The organism is Megasphaera hutchinsoni, assembly GCF_001553405.1.
In the GTDB taxonomy this organism is placed as follows: Bacteria; Bacillota; Negativicutes; order Veillonellales; family Megasphaeraceae; genus Megasphaera; species Megasphaera hutchinsoni.
Window position 1 is genome coordinate 120,667 of the sequence record NZ_KQ960955.1, and the last position, 16,448, is coordinate 137,114.

Here is a 16,448-nt window from a genome sequence, read left to right on the forward strand (position 1 = left end):
CCCTAAAATATATCTATATTAATGATTTTATTATGGACGAACCACACCTGAATATGCATCTATACCCATTGCTTGCTCTAACATAGCAATGCCTACATTATAATCATATAATGCTTGAATATAATTAATTTTTGCTTGATTTAAAGCCAATTGTGCATCTAACACATCTAAATTAATACCTACACCAGCTTGATAGCGCACCTGCGATATTTTAAACCCTTCCTTAGCCTGTGTAATAGCTGCTTTCGCTGCATCTACCCTTTTTTTTGCACTAGAAATAGCTAGATACGCTTGTTTTACTTGTAGCGTAACACTTTCACGAACTTTTTGATCCATTTCATTAGCCTTGAAAAAATCTTGCTTAGCCTTAGCCGTTTTAGCTCTTGCAACACCCCCATCAAATAGCGAATAAGAAATTTCACCACCTACACGCCACGATGAATGAGCCGTTCCAGGAAAAGAAGTATCTTTCCACTCTTGACTCAACCGAATGCCCGCCTGCGGACGCGTATCCCCTTTCATCAAATCAACATACACATTCGCTTTTTGAACCGCTAACGCTGCTTGCAATACTTCTGGTCTATATTTCATAGCATATTGCACCGATTCATCAAGAGAACGCGAATATGCCGGAAAAGGAAGTGTATGATCTTGTAATACTAATACAGTCTGTAAAGGTACTCCAACAATATTACTCAATTGATCCGATGCCAGTGCCACATCGTTAAGGGCGGACACATTTTTTGTTTCAGCCGCCGCCAAAGATACTTCTGTATTCAATACATCTAATTTGGCTACTGTTCCAGCCGTATATTGTGCTTTCACATTTTTTACATGCGCTTGTAAATTTTCTACCGCTTCTTGATAAACTTGTTGTACTTCTTGTGCTGCCAAGACCTTAAAATATCCCTTAATAGCATTTAATTTAATTTCCTGTTCAGTTTTTAATACGCCCTCTTGTGCATCCATTTTTTCTATATTTGCTAATGTAACTGCATTTTCCAGACGATTGCCCGTATACACAGGAAGCGATAAACTCAACGTATGACCAAACATATTCATGCCATTATGCTCACCTGTACGCCCAGCGGAAAAATTATACTCTATTTTAGGCATTTTTCCTGATTTCGCTTCAGCAATCGCATAATCCGATTGTTTTAATGTATAGTAGGCCACTTTAACATCACGATTATTAGCTAAAGCCAGACGTACCGTTTGTGGTAATGTTAAAGATAACGTATTTCTATTTATCTCCTTTCGCAATGTCGATATCGTTTTTTTATTAGAAATAAAATGATGCTGTTTTGTTATCTTATCCGCTACTTCTTGCCGTATCAACGGTGTCATATCTACTGGACGAACCATCGCATAATCATCCTTATTTAACGCTACTGAATTTGCTGCCCCCACAGGTAAACAACAAAGGGAAAATACTACCCCCCATATCATTTTTTCTTTAATATGCCTTGTCATAAAAAACCTCCATCTTAAAATACATAATGCACGCCGAAATAATTTCCACCGCCCTCTCCTTTCATAGGACGTATCGCTTGACCTAAAATATATACATTCTTCGCTACTCGATATTTTCCCTTCATCCGATATTGCCATTGATTGGGATTATATCCTTCTAGAGACAATTGAAATACTTTTTTAGGAAACAAATCAATGCCTCCACCTAATTCTCCATTCACCAAACCCCAACGAATATCAAAAAAAGGCCGATGTGTTCCATATTGCAAATTCATTTTTGTTCGATTACCAATTCCCTCCGCGCCTAAAAGAAAGAAATTATTATTTTTCTCTACTTTAAAAGTAGCATAACCATAACTTTCTTTAGATGTATTATTATATAATATTCCCGCTTCACCCGTTGTGTTCAATTCACGATTTCCCGATAATAATTGATTTACTTTTTGTGAGATGGCGGCAGTATTTTGTAATGTCATTTGTAAATTCTCTTGTGTATGCGGATCTCCTGTCACCTTGGCAAATGAATTAGCAATCATCGTTAATTGTTTACTCGATTCATTCATATTTTTTACAAGAGAACGAATATTATCCGATGTCGCTCCATCACCATCTATCCGTTGCAAAGAACTATTCATCTGTGCTGTAAGGTCTGCCATATTTTGAGCAATCGCTCTAATATTACCAGCATTTGCTTGCAACATCGCATCCGTCTGAGCCGTAATATTATTAATATGAATCATGGAATCTCGTATAGCCGCTTGCGTTTGCGAATCCCCAATAATCCGATTTACATTCACTACCATTTGATTCGTATTTTGAATTAAATCATTCGCTGTATTCACCAAGTCATCCATACTTTTACTTGATGTGCCTAATACATAATCACCCTCTTGTAATCCTCGCTCTTTATTGCTCCCAGGTGTAATATTAATAATTTTTTCACCTAACAGCCCATCAGTAGTAATAGAAATAGGGGAATCTTTAGGAATTATCACCTGTTTATCTAATTTCAACACAACATCTACTCCACTACTTGTTGTTTCTACCCGTAACACTCGACCCACATTGACCCCAGCATACCGAACGGTATTTCCCTTTTGGACGCCCTTTGCATCTGAAAAAATACTATGTACTTCATATCCAGGTTTACCTAAAATTTCTGCTTGTGCCAAGTCGATAATCGTGTAAGAAAATAAAATTACCCCAACAACTGTAACCAATCCAACTTTTGCTTCACTACTCCACTTCATTTTTATAATCCTCCATATTCGGAAGCATTCCACCATGAATAAAGATTTGAATATCTTTATCTTTCGTTTGTTTAAATGTTTCCTTATCTGCAATGAGTTGAAATTTTCCTTGTTTTAAAAAAGCCATCCTATCGGCTACCGAAAAAGCAGATGTCATATCATGCGTAACAAGTATCGATGTAACTTTTAATTGCTGTTGTAACGATACAATCAATTCATTAATCGAAGCACTTCGTAACGGATCCAAGCCAGCCGTAGGTTCATCATACAAAATAATTTCTGGATTTAACGCAATAGCACGAGCCAAACTCACTCGTTTTTTCATCCCCCCCGATAATTCATTGGGCATTTTATCCTCTATACCTACTAACCCAACCAACGCTAATTTTTCTGCTACAATGCGTCGAATATCAGGTTCCTTTAATGATGTATGTTGGCGTAAGCCAAAGGCAACATTCTCTCCTACTGTCAACGAATCAAATAACGCCGAATATTGGAATACCATTCCCATGCGTCCACGAACTTTATTCCATGCTTGTTCAGAAAGCGATGAAAGTTCTCTTCCCTCTAAAAAAATCTGTCCGCTTGATGGTTTTTGCAAGCCTATTAAAATTCGTAATATCGTACTTTTACCTGAACCACTAGCTCCTAAAATAGCCAATGTTTCCCCTTTATGAATATCCAAAGAAATATGATCTAAAATAATCTGATGCTCATAAGCCAGAGTAATATCTCGTAATGATATCATCTATGCCCCCTAATATAAAATAACCGATAAAATATAATTACAAATAAAAATAAAAATAATGGATGTAACTACCGATTTTGTTGTCGCCTTCCCTACTCCTTCAGCCCCACTTTTAGCATGTAAGCCCTCATAGCAAGCAATAATAGATATAATCCCACCAAAAAACATTGCTTTGATCAATCCATAAATAATATCCGTAATTGCGGTCAATACTTCAATTGAATTAACATAAGTAAAGTGGGCAAGACCGGCACCAAAGACAGCAACAGCATATCCTCCAGCCGTCCCAATAATATATCCATAAAATGCTAGTAAAGGCACCATACAAGTACACGCTATAAAGCGAGGTACTACTAGATAAGCAATAGGATTAACCGCCATACATCGTAATGCATCAATTTGCTCGGTAACTTTCATTGTGCCAATTTCAGCAGTCATAGCTGCACCAACTCGTCCCGCCATGACTACACCAGTTAAAATAGGACCTAATTCTCGTCCCATCGACACGGACATAGCCCCTCCTAAGGTTGCTTGTGCTCCATACCGAAGTAAAATATCAACAATTTGTAATGTCATGACCATACCCGCGAACAATAACGTTAGCGTAACAATGGGTAATGAATTTACGCCTAATTGAGCCATTTGATAAATCGTTAATTTCCATTGTATTTTAGGCAATTGTTTTATCGTTTGTCCCCATAAAATGGTGATAACACCAACTTGTTCTAATATAGACAAAACAAACTTACCAATACTTTCCAATACAGCCATAACTCCCCCTTCATATAAAGTGCAATCTATGTTCCTGCTAACTACTATTGTAAATATAGTTCATATGTACTGATATAATGATAATATCATTATATCAGTAAGACGGCAATTGTTTTACTAAATGTTTCATCTATACACCTATAAATAAAAAAACATTCGATATTTCTTTTTAACAAGACATATCGAATGTTTTATTTCAAAAAATAAGTCACCTATAATTAGATACATCAATCACTTTTTCTTGATGCGATGTATCTTCTTTTTTACCTTTTTCCGATTTCTCCGTGGTAGATTTTTCTGTTGTCGATTCCACTTCTTCTTTCATAACCGCTTTTGCCATCTTTTTCTGACGATGTCTAGCTAAATATGCATTCCGTTCTTCTGGACGTACCACTTGCAATGATATCTGTCCATCTCCCACAACAATATAGGGAGTTTGGGCCATGGATTTAGCTTCTTTTTTATTATCATCTTTTAATTTATGCTTATTCGGTTTCACCAAATCCTCTGATTTCGTAGGAGTGTCTTTTCCGCTAATTTTCACCTTGCCAGGACCTTTTTCGTGATCAGGAACCATGCTAACATCTTTTTCTAATATTTCTACCACTACATCATTATTAGCCTCTTCTTCTTCAATCTTCTTTTTTAAATCGGCAAAACTTTTATACTTGCGTAAACGAGCTAAAATTTCATCCGTTAAATTATATTTTTGTCGTTCTATCAAATAAGGTAAAGGCATCACACCCCCACCTCGTATTTCCAAAATCATTTCCCCTAAAGGTTGATCTTTCGGCACAGTAAAACTCATGATTTGATGTACATCTTTGCCTCTATACGGATGTAATGTAATATTAAAAAAAACTTCATCTCCTGGACTAACTACTGCTGGAGCAGCTGTCGCATCCACTATACGTGCTATTTTTTTCGCTTGTGAAATACGCATGTGCATATTGATATCTAACACAGGATATTCTACAAATTCATTATGCTTTAACAGATCCACTACATTATATAATTCATCAATACTTTTTTCATTAATATTATCAGATGAATAATACATATTATGCCGAGAAACAGTATAGGTCTCTCCCGTTGTACTACGAATTGTATATTGTAATGTAACTGTACCGCCCCCTACTCTATCAAGGGCTTTATTAACCGTATTATAAATTGCCGTAGAAGCCAAAACGGGAGTTAATTCATTATCTTCTATAATCTTAACCCGTTTCACCAAAGATACACCTGTATCTTCATCATCTACACGTATTTCAACCGGAATTCCTGTCGCAAGAGAATGCTGCACTCCCGCAATACCCGCGCCACGATCTTGATCAATATTGCCAATTTCAGCACCAATAGATCCCAATTTAAAAGACGAATTAAGGTTATTTACAACAGTAAAAATATATGCATTATGCATAAAGTAATGCGTACTTCCTTTTTTTAAAAATGGATGCCCAAACGCTACGACACGATCCTTATCAACATAAGTAACCGTACCAATAGCACCCATTTTCATATCACCATTCACAAAAGCTGCGGCCACTGCACTTCCTGGTTCTAAAGTAAAAGTGCGTTCATCGATTTCTGAGGTAGGTGCATCAACTGGTAAAAAATGATACTGTGGCAATTTTTGGGTCATCCAATCCAAAGAAGATGCATCAAAACCAGATACCATCAATGGAGTAGCAATCGGTACTAACGATTCTTCCCGTGCATTAAATGGTCTAATTTCTTCACTCGTAGGCGTATCCCATAACTTTACCATATCTGTTATAGGCGTAATCATGCCTAAACGAGAATTTGAAAAAGCCCAACCATAAGCTATCGCACCTAATAACTTTCCCTGAATATATACAGGGCTACCACTCATACCTTGTGCAATACCACCAGTACGCTCTATTAATGGTCCAGAAAAACGAGCTAATATTAAATCCCCCGATGGGCCGCTATTTTTCATTACACCTAAAATTTCTACAGGAAATGTTTCAATTTTATGTCCATGAACAACCGTTTTTGCATACCCCGTCATCCCTTCGCGAACATCTTTCACCTGCATAAATTCTTGTGCTTGTACTACCGTAGCTACCATCCCTAAAAGAACAAGCAAAGAGATACTAATAAATATACATATCTTCGTTTTTATCGTTTTCATAAATAACTACCTTTATACTTCCTCTACTATAACAACTACTCTCCCCTGTTGAATTGCTGTTCCAGGTGTGACATATACCGCTTTTACAACCCCTTTGCCATTAGCCCTTGCGGCTGCCATGGGTCCTGCTAACGATTGAATCGTCACCAATACATCCCCCTCATTCACAGGCCTCCCTACGGTAACAATACTCGCTACCGTACCTGCTAATACGGATGTATATGAAACTTCAGCCGCTGCCACTGGAAATGTAAAAAAACTAGCTAATCCAAAAAAAGCAATGATTTTATAAAGTAACTTCATTGTTTTCACCCTATCCTTCTGAAAAACTATCTTTTAAACGTTGCATCTTATACAATGTTTTTCCCGCACCTTGTATCACACAGCGCAACGGATCATCACAACAATATGCCGCAATGCCAGTACGATCCGAAATAAGGCGTTCTAAGCCATGTAAAAGCATACCTCCCCCAGCCAAAACAATTCCATGATCCATAATATCCGAAGCTAATTCTGGAGGTGCTTTTTCTAATACTTCTACAATCATTTTTATAATTGCTTCTACATGTTCTTGTAAAGCACTACGTATCTCCTGCGAATCCACATCAACTTGTACAGGTAGCCCCGTTTCACCACTTCTTCCTCGTACAACAACATGATCCTGTTGCTTCTCTTTTAACACAGTACCAATATGAATTTTTAATAATTCCGCCGTTTGTCGTCCTATAATAATATTTTTTTTCTTTTCCAAGTACTGACAAATAGCTTCATCAAATGCCTGTCCGCCCATACGCAAAGATTCGCTAAAAACAATACCGCTCGCACTAAGAATCGCTACGTTAGTAGTACCTCCTCCTATGTTAACCACCATAAAGCCATTCGAATTTGTCCCATCAAGACCCGCGCCAATAGCCGCTGCCAAGGTTTCTTCCATTACCACAATTTTACCTGTTCCAGCTTGCATACAGGCTTCTATTACCGCACGACGTTCTACATTCGTAACACTAGCAGGAACACTAATAATAACATTAGGTTTAAACAACCACGGCCGCCCGATCGCTTTTTGTATAAAATACGTAATCATGTACGCTGTCGCATCATAATCAACAATGGCACCCTTTTGTAATGGATAATACGCAGAAATATTACGTGGTGTCCGCCCCAACATATCATAGGCCTCTTTGCCTATAGCAACAACACGATGCAACAGCGTATCTACAGCAATAACGGCTGGCTCTTCAACTACAATTCCACGCCGCTTTACATACACCATAATATTTGCCGTCCCCAAATCAATCGCAATATCTTGTTTCCACCACGAACGATGCCAGAACGAAATATTTAACAATGCTTGTCCCTTGTTATGTTTCTTCCATCTCAACCCTAACAATGTCTGCACCTAGCCTTTGTAATTTCGCTACAAGATTATCATAGCCTCTATCAATATGATATAAATAGCCCAATTCAGTCCTACCTTCCGCTACTAATCCCGCTAAAACGAGAGCCGCACCTGCACGCAAATCTGTCGCATTAACGGCAGTTCCACGTAACTGCTCCACCCCCTTAATAATCGCACTTCGTCCCTCAATGATAATATTAGCTCCCATTCTCTTAAATTCATCTACATGCATAAATCTATTTTCAAATACCGTTTCCGTAACAACACTTGTACCTTTACAAATAGTAGTTAACGCCATAAACTGTGCTTGTAAATCCGTTGGAAAACCCGGATACGGTAACGTTTTTATATCCGCTGCAACAAGCGACGTATTGCCGATAACACGAATACCGTCAATTTCTTCTTCTACGGTTGCACCTACTTCTTTTAATTTAGCAATAAGTGGTTTTAAATGTTCTGATAGTGCATTTTCGACAAACACATTCCCACCCGTCATAGCTGCCCCTACCATAAACGTACCAGCTTCAATACGATCGGGAATAACCGAATGCACTGCACCATGTAACTGCGGCACCCCTTCAATACGAATTACATTCGTACCTGCACCGCGAATATTGGCTCCCATACTATTTAAATACGTAGCTAAATCAACAATTTCTGGTTCTTCGGCCGCATTTTCTAATACCGTTTTTCCCTTTGCCATAGATGCTGCCATCAATACATTTTCCGTAGCACCTACACTTGGAAAATCCAAATATATTTGAGCTCCTTGCAAACCATTCGGGACTTGTGCCTCAATATTACCATCTTGCAACGTAATTTGTGCACCCATCGCCTCAAATGCCTTTAAATGCAAATCAATAGGTCGTGCACCAATAGAACATCCTCCCGGCAACGATATACAAGCTTTTCTTTTTCGTGCTAATAACGGTCCCATAACCAAAAATGATGCACGCATACGCCGTACTAAATCATAAGGAGCCTCTGTATTATTTAATGACGATGCATCAATTTTTAACACTCCTGAGTGTACCATTTCAATGCTAATTCCTAATGAACGAATTACCTCACAAACCGTGTACACATCTGCTAACTTTGGAATCTCCGTTAACGTACTTTCGGTTGTACCAAGCATAGATGCTACAATAATGGGCAGCACAGCATTCTTTGCACCACTGATACGAACCGTTCCATGTAACGGATTTCCACCCCGAATAACAAGTTTCTCCAATTCCGGTGCCTCCTAATAATAATGAGTCAAGTATATATCTATATGTATAATGCTATACATCATAACGCTTTTACTATCAAGTCATTGTACCATAAATACCCCAAAACTAAAAGTGTTTATATTGAAAATACGACTTGACTGACACCCCTATTACCATCCTCACTATTACTTATAAATGAATACTCCATTTGCTATCCCGTTCAAACCGATGGAAGGTATCAATAACTCGAATAGTACCGCTCTTATACCGCATTACCACCGACATCGTACGTGCACCACCGCCAAAATACTGAATACCTCGCAATAACGGCGTATTCGTAATTGCTGTAGCAGAAAAGATACAATCATCCCCTTTTACCAAATCATCTAAGGTTAATATACGCTTAACATCGGTAATCCCCATAGCCACACACCGGTTATATTCTTCATCCGTTGCTGGCAATAATCGAGCCTGCATATCTCCACCTAAACATTTTAAAGCAGCTGCTGCCAATACCCCTTCCGGTGCGCCGCCAATCCCCATCAACACATGCACACCCGAACCTTCAATTCCGATATCAACTGCTGGTGATACATCTCCATCTGTGATTAATTTAATTCTAGCTCCAGCTTCTCTGCATTGATTAATCATATCTTGATGACGTTCCCGATCTAAAATTACTACCGTAATGTCATCAATACTACGTTCTAACCCTTCGGCAATACGTCGCAAATTTTCTGTAACCGGTTGCGTTAAATCAATACGCCCTTTAGCACGAGGACCTACACATAATTTTTCCATATACATATCTGGAGCATGAAGTAAATTTCCCTTACCAGCAATAGCTATAACAGCAATTGAGCCATCTTGCCCTTTAGCCGTTAAATTAGTCCCCTCTAGAGGATCAACCGCAATATCTACTGGCGTACCACCTGCACCTACTTTTTCACCAATATAAAGCATTGGTGCTTCATCCATTTCCCCTTCTCCAATAACTACGGTTCCATCAATAGGTACCCCTGCTAAAATAGCATGCATACCATCAACCGCCAATTGATCCGAGCCTTCTTTATTTCCTTTTCCCATTAAGCGACCAGCACGTACTGCTGCGGCTTCCGTCACCCGTACAAACTCTAATGTTAATAACCTATCCATAATAGCTGCCTCCTTTGATCAATATTTTCCTACTCTTTACATAATTCTCTTTAATATTGAGTATTCCTCTTATTTTCTCCGCAAATAAAAAGAGCCTATCTTATCCATATTCATTACCATTCTATCTAAATTACGATAAATGTAACAAATACACTCCTTATCATAGACTCTTTTTTTATAAAATTATTTACGAATGACATCACAACGCATATAAGGACGTAACACTTCCGGTACAACTACACTGCCATCCGCTTGTTGATAATTTTCTAAAATCGCTGCAACAGCACGACCCACAGCAACACCTGAGCCATTTAATGTATGTACATATTCTAATTTTCCCTTTGCTTCTCTACGAAATCGTATATTCGCACGACGAGCTTGAAAATCTTCCGTATTCGAACAAGAAGAAATTTCACGATATTTTCCCTGTGCGGGAAACCACACTTCAAGATCAAATGTTTTCGCTGCAGAAAAACCAATATCACCCGTACAAAGGCAAACCACCCGATAGGGCAATTGCAATGCTTTAAGAATACCTTCTGCATGATTTGTCAATTTTTCCAATTCATCATAACTTGTTTCAGGCGTTGTATACTTAACCATTTCCACTTTATGAAATTGATGTTGTCTAATTAAGCCTCTCGTATCACGACCCGCTGATCCTGCTTCTGCACGAAAACAAGGTGTCATTGCTGTAAAAGATATAGGTAACTTTGCCGCATCAATAATTTCTCCGCGATAATAATTTGTAAGTGGTACTTCCGCTGTCGGAATTAAATACATATTTGCACCTTCTACTTGTAGCGCATACATATCTTCCTCAAATTTGGGTAACTGCCCTGTTCCTGTCATAGAATCCTTATTCACAATATACGGAGGTATAACTTCAGTATATCCATCTTTTTCCGTGTGTTGATCTAACATAAAATTATACAAAGCACGTTCTAAGCGAGCTCCCATCCCCATATAATAATAAAACCGGGCTCCCGTAACCTTTGCCGCTCGTTCTGCATCCAAAATACCTAATTGTTCACCAATTTCCCAATGATTTTTCACCGTAAAGTCAAAAGATGGAAGAATGCCCCATTTACGAATTTCCGGATTATCCTGATCATCTTTTCCCACGGGAACAGATGAATGGCACATATTCGGAATCATAAGTTGAACTTGCCGCAATTGTTCTTCCGTTGCATGCAGCTTTTGATCTAATTCCGCAATTTGCTCACCTAATTTTTTCATAGCCGTAATTTCTGCATCCGCATTTTCATGATTTTGCTTTAATTTAGCAATTTGCTGTGTTACCGTATTTCGTTTGTTTTTCATTGCTTCAACTTCTTGAATCAATGAACGCCGTTGTCCATCTAACGTTACAAATGCGTCTATATCGACATGAGCATTTCTATTTTTTACGTTTTCCTTTACCGCTTCTACATTTTCACGAACAAATTTTGCATCTAACATACGTGTTCGTTCCTCCTTATTACCTCTCTACAATACAATTCTCTATACATCAATCAAACCGTATCAAAACAATTATATACCTCTATTACTATACTATAAAACTAGCCTTTCTTACAACATTCTTTTCTAACGCATCCACCCACAACGAGAAAAGCAATTGATTATCACTATATCAAAAGGTATCTTTTTCTTACACCACATAATCATCTATAATCCCTTTTGTTCCATTTCGCAAAACAATACATTACGATGAGAAACAGAATTCAATAAAACAATTCGCCATGCCTGTTCTGTTCCTTCAAGAATATTAATACAAGTATTATCTTGTTTTATTTGCCAAAAATGACTCATATCCAACCCCAGCATAGAGCAAATCATCACTTTATTTACTGCATCATGAGCAGCTACTAATATCGTTTTCCCCTCATATTTATAACAATATTCATGTAATGCGTCCTGAATCCGGCGTTTCATATCCGCTAAACTTTCACCATTCGGCATCGTCACCAAATGTGGATGTTGATGCCACTGTGTATAAAGTTCAGGATATGTCGCTTGTACTTCATCTACTAACATACCTTCCCATTTACCATGATTAATTTCGATTAACCGTTCATCTGTATGGACGGGCAAGTCATGTAACTGAGCACAATATTGTGCCGTTACTTTTGCACGATGCAATGGACTTGCCACTACCGCATCAATCGCCGTCCCTCGTAACGCTTCAGCAACTTGCTTCCCCTGCCGTTGTCCTGCTTCACTTAAGCATGTATCTTCTTGCCCTTGGAATCGTCCTGCTACATTCCATGATGTCTCACCATGTCGAATTAATATAATCCGTATCATCTTATCTCCTTAATGTATTTCACAATGAATTAATGTAATATCTAAAATCCCCTCAATTGCACGCAATTTTAACATAATATCGTGAGGAATATCTTCTGCCACAGCCACTGCCATAATATTAATATCAGCTTCCGTCATTTTACCTACTTGCATACCCGTAATATTAATTCCAGCCTGTCCTAAAATAGTAGAAATTTGACCAATCATATTTGGTTGATTGCGATGCGGTGCCAAGATCAAATATCCTTCAGGCGTAAAATCTAACCGCCAATTATCAATTTGTACTATTTTCGGTTCCTTCTTATTAAACAACATTCCTACAATAGCATGTTCTCCCTTTTCTGTTTTAATCCTAACAGTTACAGCATCCGTAAAATCACCTGATTGTTGGGACTTAATTTCTTTAACCGACACATGTCTACTCTTTGCAACATCGGCCGCATTAACAAAATTAACAGAATCTTGTAAAATCGGATTCAATGCTCCCTTTATAGCCGCTGTAGTCAATAACCTTGTTTCTGTTTCAGCTAATTCTCCCGTATATTCCACTTGAATCTCTTGCATCGGTGCTGATACCAAGTACGCACCCATCGTTCCCATACGCTCAACTAGATTAAAATATGGTTGAATTACATTATATACATTAGGCGGAACAGGTGCCATATTAACCGCTGTCGGTACAGGTTCTCCTTGTAATGCTGCTATAACCCCTTTTGCCACATCCATCGAAACGCCAATTTGAGCTTCTACTGTTGAAGCCCCTAAATGAGGCGTCAACACCACATTATCCATCCCCAAAAAAGGATTTATCTCTTGCGATAAAGGTTCTTCCGGAAATACATCCAAGGCCGCTCCAGCAACATGCCCACGCAAAAGAGCCTCAGCTAACGCCTTAATATCCACAACTTTCCCCCGCGAAACATTGATAAGACGGACCCCCTTTTTCATTTTACGAATTTGCTCTGCTCCAATCATATTCCGTGTTTCTTTCGTCAAAGGCGTATGTAACGTAATATAATCAGATTGTTCCAAAAGTGACTCCAAATCCATCAATTCCACACCAAGTTGTATACCCCGTTCTCTGGGGATATACGGATCATAGCCAATCGTCCTCATTTCCATCGCCTGCATGCGTTTTGCAATCCGCGAACCAATACGACCTACACCAATAATTCCAATCGTTTTATCTTTTAATTGAATTCCCGTAAATGCTTCGCGTGTCCACTGTCCTGCCATCAATGAATAATGTGCCTGTGGGATATGTCTCGTAATAGCCATAATCATAGCACAAGTATGTTCCGTTGCCGCAATCGTATTCGCTGTCGGGGCATTAACTACAATAATTCCCTTTCGCGTAGCTGTTTTAATATCAATACTATCTACACCAACGCCGGCTCGTCCAATTACTTTCAACTTAGTTGCCGCCTTTATAACCGCTTCTGTAACATGCGTCATCGAACGAGTAATAAGTCCATCATATTCTCCAATACACTGAATTAAATCGGCTTCTTTTAAATTCATTTTTACATCTACATCATATCCATGCTGACGCAATAAATAAATGCCCTCTTGGGCTACATCATCACTTACTAAAATTTTCATTGCCGTACCTCCTATACGTGCACTAATGTGCTTGCTGAAATGATTTCATAAAGGTTGCCAAAGAAGCACAACTTTCTTCGGTTACTGCATTATATAAAGAAGCTCGACACCCCCCTAACAACCGATGTCCTTTAAGCCCAATCATATTATTTTGAAGAGATGCTTGTAAAAACATTTTTTCTAATTCCGGTGTTGCTAAATGGAATGTAATATTCATAACACTTCGCGACTGTATATCTGCATGTCCACGATAAAAGCCATTGCTTTGATCAATTACCTCATAAATCATATCTGCTTTTTCTTTATTTCGTTGTGCTATTTTTTCTACCCCACCTTGCTGTTGTACCCACTGCAATACTTTATAAATAAAATAAATGCAAAAAACGGGCGGCGTATTATATACCGAATGATGTTTAACATACGTATCATACCGCAACATATCAGGAATATCCCTTTTAGCTTTGTCTAAAAGCGTATCTTTTATAATTCCTACAACTACACCCGCTGGTCCAATATTTTTTTGTGCCCCCGCAAATATTAAGTCAAATTGAGAAATAGGAATAGGTCTACTTAAGAAATCACTTGATAAATCACCAAATAACGGAATATCAACTTGTGGATATGTCTGCCACTGTGTTCCATGAATCGTATTATTTGACGTCAAATAAATATAATCCGTTTGTGCTTTTATTGCTTGTGGCAATACCCGCGGAATGTGCGTAAATCCTTCTGCTTTAGTAGAAGCCACTTCATATACTTCACCAAACGCAGCAGCCGCTTTCATCGCCTTATCAGACCATACCCCTGTATTAATATACCCACCACGACAATGCAAAAAATTAAGTGCATGCATAACAAACTGCATACTTCCCCCACCTTGCATAAAAACAATGTGATAGTCCTTAGGAATATGCAATAAATCCCGTAATAACGTCTCTGTTTCAGCTTGTAACGTTTGATACGAATCACTACGATGACTCATTTCAATAACACTCATACCCGTACCTGCATAATCAAGAAATTCTGCTTGTACCTCTTGTAGTACAGATAAAGGCATAGCCGATGGTCCTGCATTAAAATTATGAACTCGTTTCATCCCTATTCCTCCTCAAAAAAAAGATTCCCATCCCTAAAAGGGACGAGAATCTATTCCCGCGTTGCCACCCAACTTGCTATAATAGCCTACTTGATATCGCTATAACAGGCGATTCCTGTCAAATTCATCATTTGCAGCTCCAGAGCGGACACTCTTATCTTCGCACTAACTTCCACCACCGTTAGCTCTCTATAGCGAATAATAAAATTATTCTCTTTCATAACTATTTTAATTATTCAATAAATTAAACTTATTATAAATATCCTTATCTAATTTGTCAACAAAAAGTAGAATATACTCATATTTTAATGACATATGTCATTAAAAGTGTAAAATCGACCAAATCGAATGAGCCGTTGTCACCGTGGGTAAATCAACAAAGCCACTAGGTTGCGGTTGTATAATCATAAACACCAAGGCCGCTACAAAGGTAATGCCCATGGTGATATAAGAAAAGGCTCCTTTTTCACTATACGTATACATACCAAAAAAACGAATCCCCAAAGAAGCTCCGATTGTAGCAAACAATGCGGCTAAAGAAAAATAGCTATAAAATCCATATGATGCCACTAAAGCGACAATAATAGCAATATTAATAACCATAGAATACATCCGTGATAAGACAGTTATTTCCGTCCGTTTCATTGCTTGTAACCAATCTGCAATTTCCATTCCCGTTAATCCCGTCAAAAACGCCGTGCCATATAATATCGCATCCCACGATTTACTAAACCGGCGTCTATCGCCAGCAAACCACATCAAAAGAACTATGCCAACAACCACTATCCCTACTACGGCAAAATAATACTGAGTAGGAATAACATGCACCACTCTAACTCCCACTACAGCCAAAATTGAAGCAATAACAGCCATCCGAATAATTTGATTTCTTGACGGTCGCACCTTTACAGGTAATGCCTGATACATTTTTGCAAATATTTCCGCTAAAAAAACAATGACAAAAAACACAATGCCAAAGAAAGGATTTACCAACGCCAAAGCAAAGGTAATAACAATAGGAATCAAAAATTTAGCTCCCTTAAAAAACGTAAATGTTTGAAATTGTACCGGATATTTTTGTGAATAAGTCGTAAAATACGTAAACGCATTAAACATTAATAATGCCGCCACCGCTTGCTCTGGAATTGCGCCCATATACAAAAAGATAAAAATCATGCACATACTTAAATTCATACCTGTTAGGCGAGAAAAAACAGCACTAAATAAACCTGCTCCTACAAAAGGAAGAATGATCATAACACTTTCCATTGCTTTATTTCC

The 16,448-nt window shown here is 38.2% G+C and carries 14 protein-coding genes and 1 other annotated feature; all 14 genes read right to left on the reverse strand.

From position 1 onward, the window contains the following. Window positions 1–30: 30 nt before the first annotated feature. Window positions 31–1,473, reverse strand: a complete 1,443-nt coding sequence (locus HMPREF3182_RS07125; RefSeq protein WP_072270839.1) for a TolC family protein — start codon at window positions 1,471–1,473, stop codon at window positions 31–33. Between the two features lie 14 nt (window positions 1,474–1,487). Further along, complete coding sequence (locus HMPREF3182_RS07130; RefSeq protein ID WP_062486571.1) at window positions 1,488–2,723, reverse strand: MlaD family protein; 1,236 nt, start codon at window positions 2,721–2,723, stop codon at window positions 1,488–1,490. Continuing rightward, window positions 2,710–3,471, reverse strand: a complete 762-nt coding sequence (locus HMPREF3182_RS07135) for an ABC transporter ATP-binding protein (RefSeq protein WP_007392640.1) — start codon at window positions 3,469–3,471, stop codon at window positions 2,710–2,712. Before HMPREF3182_RS07135 ends, HMPREF3182_RS07130 begins: the two co-directional genes overlap by 14 nt. A gap of 9 nt (window positions 3,472–3,480) precedes the next feature. Beyond that, window positions 3,481–4,242 (reverse strand): MlaE family ABC transporter permease, encoded by a 762-nt coding sequence (locus HMPREF3182_RS07140; RefSeq protein WP_062486573.1) that lies wholly within the window; start codon window positions 4,240–4,242, stop codon window positions 3,481–3,483. 208 nt (window positions 4,243–4,450) lie between these two features. Beyond that, window positions 4,451–6,397, reverse strand: coding sequence for a SpoIVB peptidase S55 domain-containing protein (locus tag HMPREF3182_RS07145; RefSeq protein ID WP_062486576.1), 1,947 nt, complete (start codon window positions 6,395–6,397; stop codon window positions 4,451–4,453). Between the two features lie 12 nt (window positions 6,398–6,409). Beyond that, window positions 6,410–6,700 (reverse strand): biotin/lipoyl-containing protein, encoded by a 291-nt coding sequence (locus HMPREF3182_RS07150; RefSeq protein ID WP_007392637.1) that lies wholly within the window; start codon window positions 6,698–6,700, stop codon window positions 6,410–6,412. 10 nt (window positions 6,701–6,710) lie between these two features. Next, complete coding sequence (mreB, locus tag HMPREF3182_RS07155) at window positions 6,711–7,787, reverse strand: rod shape-determining protein (RefSeq protein WP_007392682.1); 1,077 nt, start codon at window positions 7,785–7,787, stop codon at window positions 6,711–6,713. Then, entirely contained in the window at window positions 7,759–9,027 is a 1,269-nt protein-coding gene (murA, locus tag HMPREF3182_RS07160; RefSeq protein WP_062486579.1) for a UDP-N-acetylglucosamine 1-carboxyvinyltransferase, read from the reverse strand. Before murA ends, mreB begins: the two co-directional genes overlap by 29 nt. Before the next feature lie 169 nt (window positions 9,028–9,196). Further along, entirely contained in the window at window positions 9,197–10,162 is a 966-nt protein-coding gene (gene glpX / locus HMPREF3182_RS07165) for a class II fructose-bisphosphatase (RefSeq protein ID WP_007392656.1), read from the reverse strand. Window positions 10,163–10,345: 183 nt separating this feature from the next. After that, the gene (gene serS, locus HMPREF3182_RS07170; protein ID WP_007392676.1) at window positions 10,346–11,623 is read right to left on the reverse strand and encodes a serine--tRNA ligase; all 1,278 of its coding nucleotides are present in this window, start codon (window positions 11,621–11,623) and stop codon (window positions 10,346–10,348) included. A 207-nt stretch (window positions 11,624–11,830) separates the two neighbouring features. Continuing rightward, window positions 11,831–12,469, reverse strand: a complete 639-nt coding sequence (locus HMPREF3182_RS07175; protein ID WP_062486583.1) for a histidine phosphatase family protein — start codon at window positions 12,467–12,469, stop codon at window positions 11,831–11,833. Window positions 12,470–12,478: 9 nt separating this feature from the next. Beyond that, window positions 12,479–14,071 carry a phosphoglycerate dehydrogenase gene (gene serA, locus HMPREF3182_RS07180; protein WP_062486586.1) on the reverse strand — a complete coding sequence of 531 codons (1,593 nt, stop codon included), beginning with the start codon at window positions 14,069–14,071 and terminating at the stop codon, window positions 12,479–12,481. A 22-nt stretch (window positions 14,072–14,093) separates the two neighbouring features. Continuing rightward, window positions 14,094–15,167: a 3-phosphoserine/phosphohydroxythreonine transaminase gene (gene serC / locus HMPREF3182_RS07185; RefSeq protein ID WP_007392650.1), complete on the reverse strand. Its 1,074-nt coding sequence runs from the start codon at window positions 15,165–15,167 to the stop codon at window positions 14,094–14,096. 35 nt (window positions 15,168–15,202) lie between these two features. Further along, window positions 15,203–15,397 (reverse strand) — a binding site (T-box leader). Between the two features lie 91 nt (window positions 15,398–15,488). Continuing rightward, entirely contained in the window at window positions 15,489–16,436 is a 948-nt protein-coding gene (locus HMPREF3182_RS07190; RefSeq protein ID WP_007392658.1) for a hypothetical protein, read from the reverse strand. Between the last annotated feature and the right edge of the window lie 12 nt (window positions 16,437–16,448).